Source organism: Sulfitobacter indolifex (assembly GCF_022788655.1).
GTDB lineage: Bacteria > Pseudomonadota > Alphaproteobacteria > Rhodobacterales > Rhodobacteraceae > Sulfitobacter > Sulfitobacter indolifex.
This window is the reverse complement of sequence record NZ_CP084951.1, coordinates 2,900,107-2,916,695: the sequence shown is the minus strand read 5'-3', so window position 1 is coordinate 2,916,695 and position 16,589 is coordinate 2,900,107. Positions and strand designations below refer to the sequence as shown.

The following is a 16,589-nucleotide window of genomic DNA, read 5'->3' as shown; positions in this document are numbered from 1 at the left end:
CGCTGCCCCCGGACCCCCGCGGGTATTTGAAAAAGGATGAATGAAGCGGTTAGAAGTTCTTCTTTGTGAAGGGGACTTCGTCGCGTGATTTCACCTGTAACGACAAGCGGTCGATGTGGTGATCGACCACCCCCGTTTCTTCAGGCATTAGCGTCTGGTGGCGCGGATAGAGGGGCGCTGCGCGGTCGTCCAAAATGGGCGTGTCCCAGCCTTCAGTGGTGTCAAAGAAGCGTGCGGCGCCATCGGTGCCGAACTCACGCAAGAAGCCTTGGACCACGACATCAAGATAGCTGAGCAGGATCACGTGATCGCCGTGGTCGACCGCGATTTCAAGCGGGATCGCGTAATGGGCGATGTCGGGCGCGGGGACGATATCATGGACCACGGCACCGCCTGACGCATGGCGTTCGTAGCTATACTCACGCCGGTCCAGCGCCGCCCAATCCGCGCCCGGCACGGCGGCGATAAGCCCGTCGATGCGGGTGCTTTGATCCTGAACAACGCTGAGATATACGATGTCGCGCCCTTCGGCGCGGACCCATTTGCGCCGCCAGCCGTCGAGGCGCGCGGGCCGGGCGTCGGGGTAGGTGTGGGTATTGCGGTTCACAAGGCTGCCGTAGCCGAAAAAATAGGGTGTCATGCGCGAAGAGTCCTGTATTTGTCGCGCGCACCAAAACATGTGTCGTATCCGGCTACAACCATGCTTGACGCAGAGGTATGCCGCAGCATACGAAAGGCGCAATCGTCACGGGAGAATCGGTTAATACCGATGCCGAAGGAGCAACCGCCCCGGAAACTCTCAGGCCCCAGGACCGCGACGTGACCAAAAACTCTGGAGAGATGCGCGGATGCGCACGCCGAAGGGATAACGATCTCAGGCGGAAGGACAGAGGGGGCATCATGCGCGGCAGACGCTGCGCAGAGGTGCCGGCATGGTCAAAAAGGTCATCCGGAAGCGACAGGAAAGGCGAACCGGATGAGCGATCTCAAGCAGACGGCATTGCATGATTTGCATGTGGAACTGGGGGCCAAGATGGTGCCCTTTGCGGGCTATGCGATGCCCGTGCAATACCCCCTTGGCGTGATGAAAGAGCACCTGCACACCCGCGCCGCCGCTGGGTTGTTTGATGTGAGCCATATGGGGCAGGTCGTGGTGCGTGCGAAGTCGGGCAGCTATGATGATGCGGCCTTGGCGATGGAGACGCTGGTGCCGGTTGATGTGCTGGGTCTGGGTGAAATGCGCCAGCGCTATGCGATGTTCACCGATCCCAACGGCGGTATTCTGGACGATTTGATGCTGGCCAATCTGGGCGATCATCTGTTTGTCGTCGTGAATGCTGGTTGTAAGGATGATGACATTGCCTTGATGAAAGAGGCGCTGTCGGAGACCTGTGAGATCGAGGTGCTGGACGACCGCGCATTGTTGGCACTGCAAGGGCCGCAGGCCGAAGCCGCACTGGCGCGGTTGCAGCCCTTGGTGGCGGATATGAAGTTTATGGACGTGGCCAAAGATGTCGACATCGACGGGATCACCGTCACGCTGTCGCGCTCGGGCTATACTGGCGAAGACGGCTATGAAATTTCGGTCGCAAATGCCGACGCCGAAGCGCTGGCGCGCAAGTTGCTGGCGCTGGAAGAAGTCGAGCCGATCGGCCTTGGCGCGCGCGACAGTCTGCGGCTTGAGGGCGGGCTTTGTCTGTATGGCCATGACATCGACACCACCACCACGCCTGTTGAGGCGGCGCTGAACTGGGCGATCCAGAAGGTGCGCCGCAATGATGGTGCGCGCGCGGGTGGTTTCCCCGGTGCCGGGGTGATTTTGCAACAACTGGCCGATGGTGCGCCGCGCAAACGCGTGGGGCTGCTGCCCGAAGGCCGTGCGCCGATGCGCGAAGGTGTGGCGATCTTTGATGCCGCTGAGGGCGGCAATGAAGTCGGCACCGTGACTTCTGGCGGCTTTGGCCCAACGGTTGGCGGCCCGGTTGCCATGGGCTATGTCACCGCCGAGCATGCGAAGGTCGATACGCCGCTTTGGGGCGAAGTACGCGGCAAGCGCTTGCCACTGACTGTCACGAAAATGCCGTTCGTTGCGGCGAACTTCAAACGCTGAATCTACACAGGGATAATTGAGATGAAATTTACCGAAGAACATGAATGGCTGCGCGTCGAGGGTGACGAAGTGGTTGTGGGCATCACCAGTCACGCGGCTGAGCAACTGGGCGACGTGGTCTTTGTCGAATTGCCCGATGAAGGCACCACCGTCAGCAAAGATGACGAAGTGGTTGTGATCGAATCCGTCAAGGCGGCGTCGGACATCCTTGCGCCCATCGACGGAGAAATCACCGAGGTGAACAGCACGCTGACCGACAATCCCAGCATGGTCAACGACGACCCGCAGGGCGAGGCGTGGTTCTTTAAGCTGAAGTTCACCGACGCCAGCCAGATGGACGACTTCATGGACGAAGCCGCTTACCAGAAATTCATCGGCTAAACCGCCGCGCGTGCCGGGGGACCGGCATGATGCTGATCATCTGCGTCGCCCGCTTTGGGCGGCGCGCCACAAACAGGGGGCGCCGCTGCTGCGCCGTGACGAGGAACCTGACATGAGCTTTAAGCCCACCGACTATTTGCCTTATGATTTCGCCAACCGGCGTCACATTGGCCCGTCCCCTTCCGAGATGTCGCAGATGCTTGAAACCGTGGGGGCCGGAAGCCTCGACGCGTTGATTGACGACACGATGCCGAAGGCGATCCGCGCCAAAGAGCCGCTCGATTTCGGCAAGGCGATGAGCGAGCGCGAAGTGCTGGAGCACATGCGCACCATCGCGGGCAAGAACAAGGTGCTTACCAGCCTAATCGGGCAGGGCTACCACGGAACGGTGACGCCCCCGGCGATCCAGCGCAACATTCTGGAGAACCCGGCGTGGTACACGGCCTATACGCCCTACCAGCCTGAGATTTCGCAGGGCCGTCTTGAGGCGCTGTTGAACTTCCAGACGATGGTGAGCGACCTGACGGGGCTGGAGATTGCCAATGCCTCGCTGCTGGATGAAGCCACCGCCTGTGCCGAGGCGATGACCATGGCGCTGCGTGGCTCAAAGTCCAAGGCGATGGCCTTCTTCGTGGACCGCGACTGTCACCCGCAGAACATCGCCGTGATGAAGACCCGCGCCGAGCCGCTGGGCATCGAAGTGATTGTTGGTGACCCCGACAAGATGGAGGCCGACAAGGTCTTTGGCGCGATTTTCCAATACCCCGGCACCTACGGCCATGTGCGCGACTTCACCGACCACATGACCGCGCTGCACGACGCCAAGGCCATCGGCATCGTCACCGCCGATCCGTTGGCGCTGACCCTCCTGAAAGAGCCGGGCGCGATGGGTGCTGACATTGCCGTGGGTTCGACACAGCGGTTCGGTGTGCCCGAGGGCTACGGCGGTCCGCATGCTGCTTATATGGCCTGCCGCGACGCGATGAAACGCGCCATGCCGGGGCGGATTGTCGGCGTGTCGATCGACACGCACGGCAACCGCGCCTACCGTCTGTCGCTCCAAACCCGCGAGCAGCACATCCGCCGTGAGAAGGCGACCTCGAACGTCTGTACCGCGCAGGCGCTGTTGGCTGTCATGGCCTCGATGTATGCTGTCTTCCACGGCCCCGAGGGGCTAAAAGCCATCGCGCAGCGTATCCATCGCAAGACCGTGCGTCTGGCCAAAGGGCTGGAAGCGGCGGGCTTCAAGGTCGATCCAAAAGCCTATTTCGACACGATCACCGTTGATGTTGGTCCGCTGCAGGCCGCAGTGATGAAATCCGCTGTGGACGAGGGCATCAACCTGCGCCGCGTCGGTGAAACCCGCGTCGGCATCTCGCTGGACGAGCGCACGCGCCCCGATACCATCGAAGCGGTCTGGCGCGCCTTTGGCATCCGTCAGGCCGATGACAACTTTAACCCCGAGTACCGCTTGCCCGACGCCATGGTCCGCACCAGCGCGTACCTCACGCACCCGATCTTCCACATGAACCGGGCGGAAACCGAGATGATGCGCTATATGCGCCGCCTTGCGGATCGTGATCTGGCGCTGGACCGTGCGATGATCCCGCTGGGGTCTTGCACCATGAAGCTGAACTCGGCGGCGGAAATGATGCCGGTGACATGGCGTGAATTCTCGCTCATTCACCCCTTCGTGCCCGCCGACCAGGCGCTCGGCTACAAGGAAATGATCGACGATCTGAGCGACAAATTGTGCGACATCACCGGCTATGACGCGATCTCCATGCAGCCGAACTCCGGCGCGCAGGGGGAATATGCGGGGCTGCTGACCATCGCCGCGTACCACCGCGAGCAGGGGCAGGGGCACCGCAACATTTGTCTGATCCCGATGAGCGCGCATGGCACCAACCCGGCGTCGGCGCAGATGGTGGGCTGGAAGGTTGTGGTCATCAAAACTGCCGCCAACGGTGACATCGACCTCGATGATTTCCGCGCCAAGGCCGAGCAGCACAGCGAAAACCTCGCCGGTTGCATGATCACCTACCCCTCGACCCACGGCGTGTTTGAGGAAACCGTGCATGAGGTCACCAAGATCACCCACGATCACGGCGGTCAGGTCTATATCGACGGCGCAAATATGAACGCCATGGTGGGCCTGTCGCGCCCCGGCGATCTGGGCGGCGACGTGAGCCACCTGAACCTGCACAAGACCTTCTGCATTCCGCATGGCGGCGGCGGCCCCGGCATGGGGCCAATTGGTGTCAAATCGCACTTGATCCCACATCTGCCGGGCCATCCGAATGAAGAAGGCACGGCGGTCTCGGCAGCCCCTTACGGTTCGCCCTCCCTGCTGCCGATTTCTTGGTCCTACTGCCTGATGATGGGCGGCGACGGGCTGACACAGGCCACACGGGTCGCGATCCTGAACGCCAACTACATCGCCAAGCGCCTCGAAGGGGCCTATGACGTGCTCTACAAAGGCCCCACAGGCCGGGTGGCGCATGAGTGCATCATCGACGTGCGCCCCTATGAAGAAACGGCGGGCGTCACCAACGAAGATGTGGCCAAACGTCTGGTCGACTGTGGCTTCCACGCGCCGACGATGTCTTGGCCGGTGGCGGGTACGCTGATGGTTGAGCCGACTGAGTCGGAGACTAAGGCCGAGCTCGACCGCTTCTGTGACGCGATGCTGGCGATCCGCGAAGAAATTCGCGAGATCGAAGAGGGCCGCATGGACCGCGCCAACAACCCGCTCAAGAATGCGCCACATACGGTGGAAGATCTGGTCGTGGAATGGGGCGATCGGCCCTACAGCCGCGAGCAGGGCTGCTTCCCTCCGGGTGCCTTCCGCGTCGACAAATACTGGCCGCCGGTCAACCGCGTCGACAACGTGCATGGCGACCGCAACCTGATCTGCACCTGCCCGCCGCTGGAAGACTACGCCGAAGCGGCTGAGTAATCAGACCGCCAAGACAGCCTAAGGGCGCGGGATCATTCCTGCGCCCTAAGCATATCCGCAGGCCGGGCGTTCAGCGCTTTCAGCGCAAAGCCCAAGCCCGCCAGCACGGTGGCCAGCACCCCGCCTGTGATGATCATCAGCGCATTCGGCCAGACCACGGCGAAATCGGTCTCCATGACGTAATGACTCACCGCCCAGCCCCCGGTGATGCCCGCCAGCAGCGCCACGGCTCCGGCAAAAAGGCCGAGCAAGGCGGCGCGCAGCACAAAGCTGGTGGCGATTGCTCGGCGGGATGCACCCATGGTTTTCAGCAGCGCTGCCTCATAGCTGCGCGCCCCGGTGCCCGCGGCGGCGGCACCGATCAGCACCATGAAGCCCGTTGCCAGCGTGGCTAATGCGCCGAACGAAATCGCCGAGGCCAACCCGGCCAGCACTGCCGCCACGCGGTCGATGGCGTCACGCACACGGATTGCGGTGATATTGGGGTACTCTCCGGCAAGGTCGCGCAGGATTGCCGCTTCGGCCTCGGGTTCGGCATAGACGGTCGAGATGAAACTATGCGGTGCGCCTGCAAGGGCCGCGGGGTTCATCGTCAGGACAAAACCGATCCCGGCGGTCGAAAAATCGACCTCGCGGAAACTGGTGATCGTACCGGTGATGTCCCGGCCAAGAATGTTGACGCTGAGCGTATCGCCCAGCTCAAGGCCGATCTCTTCGGCCTCTTCGGCGGCAAAGCTAATTTGCGGATCGCCGCTGTAATCTTCGGGCCACCATTCGCCTGCCGTGATCCGCGTATCTTCGCCTGGTAGAGCGGCATAGGTCACGCCCCGATCGCCGCGCACGACCCAGTGGTCGCCCGCAACTTCGCGGGCCGGGCGGCCATTGATCTCGGTTATTACGCCGCGCAGCATTGGGGCGCTTTCGATGCGCGACACGGCCGGATCACCTTCCAGCCGCGCGGTATAGCCCGGCATCTGATCTTTCTGAATATCGACGAAAAAGTAAGACGGTGCCACATCCGGCAGGTTGCCCGAGATCGCGCGGCGCAGATTGCCATCGATCTGGCCCACGGCGGCGAGCACCGACAGCCCCAGCCCAAGCGCCAGCACCACGGCTGTCGCCCCTTCGCCCGGTCCGCCAATCGCGGCCAGCGCCCACCGCAAGCGTGGATGCCCGCGGGCGCGTCGGGCCGCGGCGCGGGAAATGAGGCGCAACAGGGCAGCGGCGAACGCCAGAACGGCCAGCGTCGCGGCCAGCCCGCCAAGCGTCCAAAGTGTCAGCGACCATGACCCGTTGAACCAGCCCGCCAGCGCCAACAGCGCTGCCAAAAGGGCGGCAATGGCAATGAGGTAGGGCACAGCAGGCCACGGCGATTGGCGCTGCCAGTCGTCGCGAAACAAGGTCGCGGCACGCACATCTGCGCTGCGGGCAAGCGGCCAAAGGGTGAAGAGCGCGGCGGTTATGAGGCCATAGAGCGCGGCTTCGATTAAGGGCAGGGGGTAGATTGCAAAACGGGCGGGCAGGGGCAGGCTGGCCTCGATCAACGGCGACAGCAGCAGCGGCAACCCTGCGCCGATCAGCAGGCCAAGCGCCACACCCATGATGGCCAGAATGCCCACTTGGATGAAATAGGTTTGAAAGATCGTCGCCCGTGTTGCCCCCATTGCGCGGAAGGTGGCGATCACGGCGGTCTTGCGTTGCAGATAGGCGCGCACGGCAGCGGCCACACCGACCCCGCCAACTGCCAGCCCCGAAAGCCCCACCAGCACCAGAAACGCGCTGAGCCGTTCAACAAACCGCGCCACGCCAGGGGCGCCGTTGCGGGCATCCGTCCAGCGCATCCCGGCATCGGCAAACCGCTCTTTCGCCTCGGCTTCAAGCGGGTCAAGGGCGGTGCCCTCGAGCAATTCTAGTCGGTATTTGCTGTTGAACAGCGTGCCAGAGGCCAGCAGGCCTGAGCCTTCTAGCGCCTCGCGCAGCACCAGCGTACGCGGGCCGAGAGAAAAGCCGCTGGCGGCGGAATCCGGTTCGCGTTGGATCAGGGCAGAGAGGGTGAATTCGACCTCTCCAAGGGCAAAGGTATCACCGGGGGTGAGCGCGAGACGATCCGCCAGCGCCCGTTCCATCACCGCGCCGGGCTGGCCTTTGGTATGGGGCGCAAGGGCGTCGGCCAGCGGCATGGCAGGGTCCAGCACCATCTGACCGATTAGGGGATAGAGATCATCAACGGCTTTGACCTGCGTCAGCGCGCGCTCGGATGTGTCGCCTTGCCCTGTCACAGCCATAGAGCGGAATTCGACAATCTCGGACACATGCGTCGCGCGGGCGGCCATCCAGTCCCGCTCATCCGCGTTGGCGAATCGATAGGTGAAATCAAGCTCGGCATCGCCGCCCAAAAGCGCTGCACCTTCGGATTCCAACCCTGCCTCGATCGCCGCGCGGACAGAGCCGACAGCGGCCAAGGCCGCGACGCCAAGCGCGAGGCAGGCTAACAGCAAGCGAAAGCCACGCAGTCCACCGCGCATTTCCCGGCGGGCGAAGCGGGCCGCGAGGGTCAAGCTCATGCGAGACGTCCGTCGCGGAGTTCGACAACCCGGTCGCAGCGTTGGGCCAGATCATCAGCATGGGTCACTAGCACCAGCGTCGCACCATGGCGGTCGCGCAACTCAAACAGCAGGTCCATGATCGCGGCCCCATTGCGACTGTCGAGGCTGCCTGTCGGCTCATCCGCCAGCAGGATCGCCGGACGCGGTGCAGCGGCGCGGGCGAGGGCCACACGCTGCTGTTCTCCACCCGACATTTGCGCAGGGTATTGGTTAAGGCGATGGCCAAGGCCTACGGCCTCCAGCTCGGCCCGGGCGCGGTCAAAGGCGTCATCGGCCCCCGAAAGCTCCAGCGGCGTGGCGACATTTTCCAGCGCGGTCATGGTCGGGATGAGGTGAAAGGACTGAAAGACAATTCCCATCCGGCCCTGCCGGAACTGTGCCAATCCGTCCTCGCGCAGCGCGCTGAGATCATGTCCGAGCGCCATCACCGTGCCGCCCGTCGCACGCTCTAGCCCGCCCATGACCATCAGGAGAGACGATTTGCCCGATCCCGATGCCCCGGTCAGCGCGATGCTCTCCCCCTGCTGGACCTGCAGCGAAATGCCGCGCAGAATATCGACGGTTCCGGCATTGCCCTTGAGGCTTAGCGTAACATCTTGAAGGTCATAGACAGGGTCGCTCATCGGGCCGCCTTTGTTCAGGGTATCAGTTGGATATGGAGGTCCGTGAAGGATGCGCAAGGTATTGATCTGTTTTGCCTTTATTTTAGGCAGCACCGCACAGGCCGAAGAGGTGGTGATCGCGGCCTTGGGCGACAGCCTGACCCAAGGCTATGGGTTGCCCGCTGAAGAAGGGTTTGTACCGCAGTTGCAGGCATGGCTGGACGCCGAAGGCGTCGAAGCAACGGTCGTGAACGCGGGTGTCTCGGGCGACACGACAGCGGGTGGTTTGGCGCGGGTCGATTGGACGCTGACGCCTGAGGTGGACGCGATGATCGTGACGCTGGGCGGCAATGACATGCTGCGCGGGCTTGATCCGGCGCAGGCGCGGGGCAACATCGACGGGATCTTGGCGGCGGCAGAGCAGGCCAAGGTAGATGTACTGTTGGTTGGCATGTCTGCACCGGGCAATTACGGGGCAGGCTATAAGGCTGATTTTGAAGGGCTCTATCCTGCTTTGGCCGCGCAATATGAAACGCTTTTCTACCCCGACTTCTTCACCGGTCTGCTGGCTGAGGAAAAGGGGGCAGCCACCGCGCGGAGCGAAACGATACAGCGTTATTTTCAAGGCGATGGCATCCACCCGAATGCGGAAGGCGTGTCGTTGATTGTTGGGGATATCGGCCCCTCGGTGGCCGCATTGACGGCGCAGGTCATAGACCAAGACCGCTAAACGAAAACGGACGCCGCAGCGTCCGTTTCAAACCTATGAATTGGCCAGATCAGGCCAGTGCGATGTTGCTCGCGCTTTCGCGACCGTCGCGGCCTGCTTCGACATCGAAAGTCACTTTCTGATTGTCGGCAAGTCCGGTCAGGCCGGCGCGCTCTACCGCAGAAATATGAACAAAGATGTCCTTGCCGCCGGTGTCCGGCGCGATGAAGCCGAAGCCTTTAGTTGTGTTGAACCATTTTACAGTGCCAGTAGCCATGACCCCTGTCTCCCTTTTGTCAGATCTGCCCGCAACATGCGGCAGCGTGGCTCGGTCGAATTCGTGATCGCTGGAGCCTTGGGGCAGCCGGGTCGAAAAGTATTCGCGTCGCAGTTGCGATATTGGAATCTCCAGTTTTAAAATCAAGGATTTTTCCTGCCGCAGGGCCAGCAGGCAAGGATACGCCCATCGAATATCATCTACCTGTTACAAAACGGGCAGCGGTTCTTGGTTTTTCCTCAAGCGTGCATTTCTAAAAATTTACCAGTTGATAAAAAAATGATTCCGTGTGAGCATTTTCAAAACACCAAGAAAACGACAGGGAATTTGATATGGCACGTGATGTCTTTGAGCCGGGGATCGTACCGGGGCGGCTGGCGCCGCAGAACTACGATGAAGGGTTTTCGGATTTGCATCCGCCCTTGGATGAGCATGAGGCATTGGTCGCGGCCGACCGCTGCTACTTCTGCCATGATGCGCCTTGCATGACGGCCTGTCCGACCGACATCGACATTCCGCTGTTCATCCGGCAGATCGCCACCGGCACGCCGGATGCTGCGGCCAAGACGATCCTGAGCCAGAACATTCTGGGCGGCATGTGCGCCCGTGTTTGTCCGACAGAGACCCTTTGCGAAGAGGTCTGCGTGCGGGAGATCGCCGAGGGCAAGCCGGTGCTGATCGGTCAGTTGCAGCGTTATGCGACGGATCACTTGCAGGTGCAGGGTGTGCACCCTTTTGAGCGTGCTGCCGTGACCGGCAAGCGTGTTGCTGTCGTTGGTGCGGGCCCGGCGGGTCTGTCCTGTGCGCACCGTTTGGCGATGCTGGGCCATGACGTTGAAATCCTCGATGCGCGGCCCAAGCCGGGCGGGCTGAACGAATATGGCATTGCTGCCTATAAGACACCCAACGGCTTTGCGCAGGCTGAGGTGGATTGGCTGATGCAGATTGGCGGCATCACGTTCCGCCATGAAACAGCCGTGGGTCGCGATGTCACTTTGGCTGAGCTGAAGGACGACTATGATGCGGTCTTCCTTGGCATGGGGCTGGTGGGCGTGAACGCTCTGGGTGCCGATGGCGAGGACAAGGCCGGGGTCACCAATGCGGTCGATTTCATCTCGGAACTGCGCCAGTCGGGCGACATGTCCAGCGTGCCAATTGGCCGCGACGTGGTGGTGATCGGTGGTGGTATGACGGCGGTGGATGCCGCGGTTCAGGCCACGCTTTTGGGCGCGCTGAACGTGACGCTGGTTTATCGCCGCGGACGGGACCGGATGAACGCGAGTGTGTTTGAGCAGGACCTTGCTGCCTCCAAGGGCGTGCGGATCGTGACCCATGCGGTGCCGATTGCGGTGCATGGCAACGGGTCGGTGCGTGAGATTGAGTTTGAATATGTCGATGAGGCCATGAAAGGCACCGGGCAGACTCTGCGCTTGCAGGCCGATCAGGTGTTCAAGGCCATCGGTCAGACGCTGTTGGGCGACGGGCTACCGGAACTCGACGGGCGTAAGATCAAGGTCGATGGCACAGGACGCACCAGCCTTGACCGGGTCTGGGCGGGCGGCGACTGCGCCAGCGGCGGCGATGACCTGACCGTGACCGCTGTGGCCGAGGGCCGCGATGCGGCGATCGACATTCACACCACATTGATGGGGGCGGCGGGCTGAGGCCGCGCCGACAGGGAGACACAACATGGCTGATCTGAGAAGCGAATTCATCGGGATCAAATCCCCCAACCCGTTCTGGCTGGCCTCCGCACCGCCGACGGACAAGGAATATAACGTGCGCCGCGCCTATGAAGCGGGTTGGGGCGGGGTGGTCTGGAAGACTCTCGGCATGGAAGGCCCGCCTGTCGTCAACGTTAACGGTCCGCGGTATGGCGCGATCTATGGCGCGGACCGGCGGTTGCTGGGGCTGAACAACATCGAGTTGATTACCGACCGCCCGCTGGAGGTGAACCTGCGCGAGATGAAGGCGGTCAAACGCGACTACCCGGACCGGGCGCTGATCGCCTCGATCATGGTGCCCTGTGAGGAGGAAGCTTGGAAGGCGATCCTGCCGCATGTCGAGGAAACTGGTGCCGACGGGATCGAGCTGAACTTCGGCTGCCCGCATGGGATGGCTGAGCGCGGTATGGGCTCTGCCGTGGGGCAGGTGCCGGAATATATCGAAATGGTCACTCGCTGGTGCAAGATGTACACCCGCATGCCGGTGATCGTGAAACTGACGCCGAACATCACGAACGTGCTCTACCCCGCCGAAGCCGCCAAGCGCGGTGGCGCGGATGCGGTGAGCCTGATCAACACGATCAACTCGATCACATCGGTCGATCTGGACCTCTTCTCGCCAGAGCCGATGATCGACGGCAAAGGCACCCACGGCGGCTATTGCGGCCCGGCGGTGAAGCCGATTGCTCTCAATATGGTGGCGGAGATTGCGCGCAATCCAGAGACACATGGCCTGCCAATCAGCGGCATTGGCGGCGTCACCACATGGCGCGACGCGGCGGAGTTCTTGGCTCTCGGCGCGGGCAATGTGCAGGTTTGCACGGCGGCCATGACCTATGGCTTCAAGGTTGTGCAGGAAATGATCTCGGGCCTGTCGGAGTATATGGACGAGAAGGGCATGACCTCGGTCGATGAGCTTGTGGGCCGCGCGGTGCCGAACGTCACCGACTGGAACCAGTTGAACCTGAACTACGTCGCCAAGGCGAAGATTGATCAGGATCTCTGTATTTCCTGTGGCCGCTGCTTTGCCGCCTGCGAAGACACCAGCCACCAAGCGATTGCCATGTCGGAGGATCGTACATTCACGGTAATCGACGAAGAATGCGTGGCCTGTAATCTTTGCGTCAATGTCTGCCCGGTCGAGGATTGTATCTCGATGGAGCCACTGGCCGCGGGTGCCACCGACCTGCGCACCGGCAAGACAGTCACGCCGGACTATGCCAACTGGACCACGCATCCCAATAACCCATCTGCCAAGGCAGTTGAGCCAGCGGAGTAAGACACGCCCCGTCGCCCCGCGTTCAGGATTTCCTGAGCGTCGGGGCGGCGGAATGCGTGGCCGGTGGCAGGCTCATCTCTGCCATATTACGCCGCGCGGCAAGCAGCGCCATGGCCGCATCGAGTGCCATCTGGTCGTGCTTTCTGGTTCGGTCACCCGCCGCCTCATCAGACCCCGTAGTTTGTTGCGCAGCCTTTGCGCCGTTCAAAAAACCTACATTCATCACTGCCCCTTTTCATCTCAAGGAGCCCACACCCACGGGCAGACTGCGCGAAACGTGATAACAAGCCGTTAAGCGATGCCCGTTTCGGCGGTTAAGGTTAACGGCCCGTTTACTGCGCTGGAAGGTCCAAAAGCGCGCCAAACATCGCTTGAAGATGCGCCAGGGCGCGGGGGCTGGGATCGGTCTCAGGCCCGAGCAGGATTTGCGCCTGCGCCTCGAAATCCGCGTAGTGCTGCGTCGTGGCCCAGATGGAAAATATCAGATGCTGCGGGTCCAGCGGGGGCAGCTTCCCCTCGCTCACCCAGCCCGCGATCACGGCGCATTTTTCGTCGAATAGGGGTTTGAGGTGGCGGCGCAACTCTGGCTCAATCCGCGGCGCGCCCTGCAGGATTTCATTGGCGAAAAGGCGGCTTTCGCGCGGCAATTCGCGCGACATGGTCAGTTTGCGTTCGACATAGTCCAAAATCTCGCGCCGCGGGTCGCCATCGGGGTCGAGCTCCACCAGCGGGTCGAGCCATGTCTCCATAAGGTGCGACAACAAAGTGACGTGAATGTCTTCTTTGCCATTGAAGTAATAGAGAATATTCGGTTTGCTCAACCCAGCTTCGGCCGCGATTTGATCCAGCGTGGCACCCCGGTAGCCGTGCTTTGAGAAGACTTCGAGCGCGGCATCTAGAATCACCCGGCGGTTGCGCTGCTGGATGCGGCTGGGTTGTTTGGCGGTGCTTTCGGGCAAGGCAATGATCCTTGGTGCTGCTTAAAAAGGCGTTTGCCGGATCGGCGGCGGGTTGTTTCAAACCAGTTCTTGACAGAGCCTAACCTAATCGCAATCGTGGATTTACCAAATGGTAAAAAAACAACACGGCCAAAGCCGATGACAGAGGAGTGACCTATGCCCGCGCCCGGAGAGAACCTCAAGATTGATCCTGATCGCCTGTGGGATTCCTTGATGGAAATGGCCAAGATCGGCCCCGGCGTGGCGGGGGGGAATAATCGACAGACGCTGACCGACGAAGATGCCGAAGGCCGCGCGCTGTTCCAGAAATGGTGCGAAGAGGCGGGCTGCACCATGGGCCTTGATCAGATGGGCAACATGTTTGCCCAGCGTGACGGCACCGACCCTGAGGCGCTGCCGGTCTATGTGGGCAGCCACCTCGACACCCAGCCGACGGGCGGGAAATATGATGGCATCCTCGGCGTGCTGGGCGGGCTTGAGATCCTGCGGACCATGAATGATCTGGGTATCAAGACCAAACACCCGATCGTTGTGACCAATTTCACCAACGAAGAAGGCACCCGATACGCCCCCGCGATGCTGTCGTCGGGGGTTTTTGCGGGTATCCACACGCAAGACTGGGCTTACGAGCGCACCGATGCCGAGGGCAAAAGCTTTGGCGATGAGCTAAAGCGGATCGGCTGGCGCGGCGAAGAAGAGGTCGGCGCGCGCAAGATGCATGCTTTCTTTGAGCTGCACATCGAGCAGGGGCCGATTTTGGAGGCCGAGGGCAAGGATATCGGCGTGGTTACCCACGGGCAGGGCCTGAGCTGGACGCAGGTGACGATCACCGGCAAGGACAGCCACACCGGCTCAACCCCCATGCCAATGCGCCGCGATGCGGGGCTGGGCATGGCGCGGGTGCTGGAAAAGGTTAGTGAGATCGCCTGGAGCCATGCGCCGCATGCGGTGGGTGCTGCGGGCCATATCGAAGTCTATCCGAACAGCCGCAACGTGATTCCGGGCAAGACGGTCTTTACCGTGGATTTCCGTTCGCCAGACTTGTCGGTGATTGAAGATATGGAGAAGCGTCTGCGCGAAGATGGCCAGAAGATCGCCGATGATATGGAATTGCAGATCGAGTTTGAAAAGGTCGGCGGCTTTGATCCCGTGGCCTTTGACGAGGGCTGTGTTACGGCAGTGCGCAACGCAGCCGAACGGCTTGGCTATAGCCATATGAACCTGATCTCTGGTGCTGGGCATGACGCCTGTTGGATTAACGCCGTGGCGCCGACTGCAATGGTGATGTGCCCCTGTGTCGATGGGCTAAGCCATAACGAGGCGGAAGAAATCACCAAAGACTGGGCCAAAGCTGGGGCGGATGTGCTGCTGCATGCGGTGCTGGAAACGGCAGAAATCGAAAGCTGAGCGTTCGGGCGGCGGTGTGGGGCCAAGCCCCGGACCCCCGGATATGATCAGCCAAAGAAAGATGGGGAGAATAAGATGAGCAAGGTAATCAAAGGCGGCACGGTCGTAACCGCAGACCGCACATGGAAAGCCGATGTCTTGATTGAGGGAGAGAAGATCAAGCAGATTGGCGAAGACCTGAAAGGTGACGAATATATCGACGCGGAAGGCGCCTATGTGATCCCCGGCGGGATCGATCCGCATACGCACCTTGAGATGCCCTTTATGGGCACCACAGCGGCTGAAACCTTTGAGACGGGCACCTGGGCGGCGGCCTGTGGCGGCACCACGATGGTGGTGGATTTCTGTCTGCCGGGCGCGGATGGCTCGATCAAGAACGCGATCAACGAGTGGCACCGCAAATCCGCGCCGCAGATTTGCAGCGACATCGGCTATCACATGGCGATCACCGGCTGGGATGAGACCGTCTTTAACGAGATGAAAGACGCCGTCGACATGGGGGTGAACAGCTTTAAACACTTCATGGCCTACAAAGGGGCGTTGATGATTGAAGACGACGAGATGTTCGCGTCGTTCAAACGCTGTGCTGAGCTGGGCGCGCTGCCGATGGTCCATGCCGAGAATGGCGATCTGGTCGCCGAGTTGCAGCAGAAGTATTTCGATCAGGGGATCACCGGGCCTGAGGGGCACGCCTATTCGCGCCCGCCGGAGTTGGAAGGTGAGGCGGCAAACCGCGCGATCACCATCGCCGACACTGCCGGCGTGCCGCTTTATATCGTGCACGTTTCCTGCGAGCAGACCCATGAGGCGATTCGCCGGGCACGTCAAAAAGGGATGCGGGTTTATGGCGAGCCGTTGATCCAGTTCCTGACGCTGGATGAATCCGAGTATTTCAACAAGGATTGGGACCACGCCGCCCGCCGCGTGATGTCGCCGCCCTTCCGCAGCAAGGATCACCAAGACAGCCTTTGGGCGGGCTTGCAGGCGGGCAGCTTGCAGGTGGTGGCGACGGACCACGCGGCCTTCAGCACCGAACAAAAACGCGCGGGCCGCGATGATTTCCGCATCATCCCCAACGGCTCGAACGGGTTGGAGGAACGGCTTGCCGTGCTTTGGACTGAAGGGGTGGAGACCGGGAGGCTTACGCCGAATGAATTTGTCGCCGCGACCTCGACCAATATCGCTAAAATCCTCAACATCTACCCGCAGAAGGGCGCGATCGTCGAAGGGGCGGATGCGGATATCGTGGTTTGGGATCCCAAGATCACCAAGACAATTAGCACAGCAAACCACCATTCGATCCTTGATTACAACGTCTTTGAAGGGTTCGAAGTTAAGGCGCAGAGCCGTTATACTCTCAGCCGCGGTGAGGTGATCTGGGCTTGGGGCCAGAACAGCCAGCCGCAACCGGGACGTGGGCGTTTCGTGCCGCGGCCAGCCTTCCCCAGTGGCAATGTTGCGCTGAGCAAGTGGAAGGAACTCAACAGCCCCAAGATGATCAAGCGCGATCCGCTGAACATCCCGGCGGGGATCTAAGCGATGTAGGAGCACACCAACAATCAGGTAAAGTGCCGCG

At 61.4% G+C, this 16,589-nt stretch carries 13 protein-coding genes and 1 riboswitch; of the genes, 8 read left to right on the top strand and 5 right to left on the bottom strand.

Features of this window, described 5'->3' with window-relative positions; all coding sequences use genetic code 11:
* Window positions 1-49 precede the first annotated feature (49 nt).
* Window positions 50-640 (bottom strand): gamma-glutamylcyclotransferase family protein, encoded by a 591-nt coding sequence (locus tag DSM14862_RS14210; protein ID WP_007117969.1) that lies wholly within the window; start codon window positions 638-640, stop codon window positions 50-52.
* Window positions 641-738: 98 nt separating this feature from the next.
* A riboswitch (glycine riboswitch) is annotated at window positions 739-825 on the top strand.
* 151 nt (window positions 826-976) lie between these two features.
* On the opposite strand from DSM14862_RS14210, the gene gcvT reads away from it, so the two are divergent.
* The 3 genes from gcvT (at window position 977) to gcvP (ending at window position 5,450) form a co-directional block, all read left to right on the top strand.
* Window positions 977-2,110, top strand: a complete 1,134-nt coding sequence (gcvT, locus tag DSM14862_RS14205) for a glycine cleavage system aminomethyltransferase GcvT (RefSeq protein WP_007117968.1) — start codon at window positions 977-979, stop codon at window positions 2,108-2,110.
* A 21-nt stretch (window positions 2,111-2,131) separates the two neighbouring features.
* On the top strand, window positions 2,132-2,491 hold the full coding sequence (gene gcvH / locus DSM14862_RS14200; RefSeq protein ID WP_007117967.1) for a glycine cleavage system protein GcvH: 360 nt from the start codon (window positions 2,132-2,134) through the stop codon (window positions 2,489-2,491).
* Window positions 2,492-2,603: 112 nt separating this feature from the next.
* Window positions 2,604-5,450 (top strand): aminomethyl-transferring glycine dehydrogenase, encoded by a 2,847-nt coding sequence (gcvP, locus tag DSM14862_RS14195; RefSeq protein WP_007117966.1) that lies wholly within the window; start codon window positions 2,604-2,606, stop codon window positions 5,448-5,450.
* A gap of 32 nt (window positions 5,451-5,482) precedes the next feature.
* On the opposite strand, the gene DSM14862_RS14190 is transcribed toward gcvP, so the two are convergent.
* Together DSM14862_RS14190 and DSM14862_RS14185 are read right to left on the bottom strand one after the other, a co-directional pair.
* Window positions 5,483-8,014 carry an ABC transporter permease gene (locus DSM14862_RS14190; RefSeq protein ID WP_007117965.1) on the bottom strand — a complete coding sequence of 844 codons (2,532 nt, stop codon included), beginning with the start codon at window positions 8,012-8,014 and terminating at the stop codon, window positions 5,483-5,485.
* On the bottom strand, window positions 8,011-8,679 hold the full coding sequence (locus DSM14862_RS14185) for an ABC transporter ATP-binding protein (RefSeq protein ID WP_007117964.1): 669 nt from the start codon (window positions 8,677-8,679) through the stop codon (window positions 8,011-8,013). Before DSM14862_RS14185 ends, DSM14862_RS14190 begins: the two co-directional genes overlap by 4 nt.
* A 49-nt stretch (window positions 8,680-8,728) precedes the next feature.
* On the opposite strand from DSM14862_RS14185, the gene DSM14862_RS14180 reads away from it, so the two are divergent.
* On the top strand, window positions 8,729-9,388 hold the full coding sequence (locus DSM14862_RS14180; protein ID WP_007117963.1) for an arylesterase: 660 nt from the start codon (window positions 8,729-8,731) through the stop codon (window positions 9,386-9,388).
* 49 nt (window positions 9,389-9,437) lie between these two features.
* Here DSM14862_RS14180 and DSM14862_RS14175 read toward each other — a convergent pair whose 3' ends face one another.
* Window positions 9,438-9,644, bottom strand: coding sequence for a cold-shock protein (locus DSM14862_RS14175; RefSeq protein ID WP_007117962.1), 207 nt, complete (start codon window positions 9,642-9,644; stop codon window positions 9,438-9,440).
* Window positions 9,645-9,976: 332 nt separating this feature from the next.
* Here DSM14862_RS14175 and DSM14862_RS14170 point away from each other — a divergent pair, with 332 nt between their 5' ends.
* Both DSM14862_RS14170 and preA read left to right on the top strand, forming a co-directional pair.
* Window positions 9,977-11,308 carry an NAD(P)-dependent oxidoreductase gene (locus DSM14862_RS14170; protein ID WP_007117961.1) on the top strand — a complete coding sequence of 444 codons (1,332 nt, stop codon included), beginning with the start codon at window positions 9,977-9,979 and terminating at the stop codon, window positions 11,306-11,308.
* Between the two features lie 25 nt (window positions 11,309-11,333).
* A complete protein-coding gene (preA, locus tag DSM14862_RS14165) occupies window positions 11,334-12,647 on the top strand; it encodes an NAD-dependent dihydropyrimidine dehydrogenase subunit PreA (RefSeq protein ID WP_007117960.1) in 1,314 nt (437 codons plus the stop codon).
* Window positions 12,648-12,979: 332 nt separating this feature from the next.
* Here the strand turns inward: preA and DSM14862_RS14160 are convergent, their stop codons facing one another.
* Window positions 12,980-13,606 carry a TetR family transcriptional regulator C-terminal domain-containing protein gene (locus DSM14862_RS14160; RefSeq protein ID WP_007117958.1) on the bottom strand — a complete coding sequence of 209 codons (627 nt, stop codon included), beginning with the start codon at window positions 13,604-13,606 and terminating at the stop codon, window positions 12,980-12,982.
* 156 nt (window positions 13,607-13,762) lie between these two features.
* Here DSM14862_RS14160 and DSM14862_RS14155 point away from each other — a divergent pair, with 156 nt between their 5' ends.
* Together DSM14862_RS14155 and hydA are read left to right on the top strand one after the other, a co-directional pair.
* Entirely contained in the window at window positions 13,763-15,013 is a 1,251-nt protein-coding gene (locus DSM14862_RS14155) for a Zn-dependent hydrolase (RefSeq protein ID WP_007117957.1), read from the top strand.
* Window positions 15,014-15,088: 75 nt separating this feature from the next.
* Window positions 15,089-16,549, top strand: coding sequence for a dihydropyrimidinase (gene hydA, locus DSM14862_RS14150; RefSeq protein ID WP_007117956.1), 1,461 nt, complete (start codon window positions 15,089-15,091; stop codon window positions 16,547-16,549).
* Window positions 16,550-16,589 lie beyond the last annotated feature (40 nt).

What these genes read in the sequence shown, in the direction of transcription:
- DSM14862_RS14210 (WP_007117969.1), bottom strand. Translation starts at nt 640, where the DNA reads ATGACACCCTATTTTTTCGGCTACGGCAGCCTTGTGAACCGCAATACC.
- gcvT (WP_007117968.1), top strand. Translation starts at nt 977, where the DNA reads ATGAGCGATCTCAAGCAGACGGCATTGCATGATTTGCATGTGGAACTG.
- gcvH (WP_007117967.1), top strand. Translation starts at nt 2,132, where the DNA reads ATGAAATTTACCGAAGAACATGAATGGCTGCGCGTCGAGGGTGACGAA.
- gcvP (WP_007117966.1), top strand. Translation starts at nt 2,604, where the DNA reads ATGAGCTTTAAGCCCACCGACTATTTGCCTTATGATTTCGCCAACCGG.
- DSM14862_RS14190 (WP_007117965.1), bottom strand. Translation starts at nt 8,014, where the DNA reads ATGAGCTTGACCCTCGCGGCCCGCTTCGCCCGCCGGGAAATGCGCGGT.
- DSM14862_RS14185 (WP_007117964.1), bottom strand. Translation starts at nt 8,679, where the DNA reads ATGAGCGACCCTGTCTATGACCTTCAAGATGTTACGCTAAGCCTCAAG.
- DSM14862_RS14180 (WP_007117963.1), top strand. Translation starts at nt 8,729, where the DNA reads ATGCGCAAGGTATTGATCTGTTTTGCCTTTATTTTAGGCAGCACCGCA.
- DSM14862_RS14175 (WP_007117962.1), bottom strand. Translation starts at nt 9,644, where the DNA reads ATGGCTACTGGCACTGTAAAATGGTTCAACACAACTAAAGGCTTCGGC.
- DSM14862_RS14170 (WP_007117961.1), top strand. Translation starts at nt 9,977, where the DNA reads ATGGCACGTGATGTCTTTGAGCCGGGGATCGTACCGGGGCGGCTGGCG.
- preA (WP_007117960.1), top strand. Translation starts at nt 11,334, where the DNA reads ATGGCTGATCTGAGAAGCGAATTCATCGGGATCAAATCCCCCAACCCG.
- DSM14862_RS14155 (WP_007117957.1), top strand. Translation starts at nt 13,763, where the DNA reads ATGCCCGCGCCCGGAGAGAACCTCAAGATTGATCCTGATCGCCTGTGG.
- hydA (WP_007117956.1), top strand. Translation starts at nt 15,089, where the DNA reads ATGAGCAAGGTAATCAAAGGCGGCACGGTCGTAACCGCAGACCGCACA.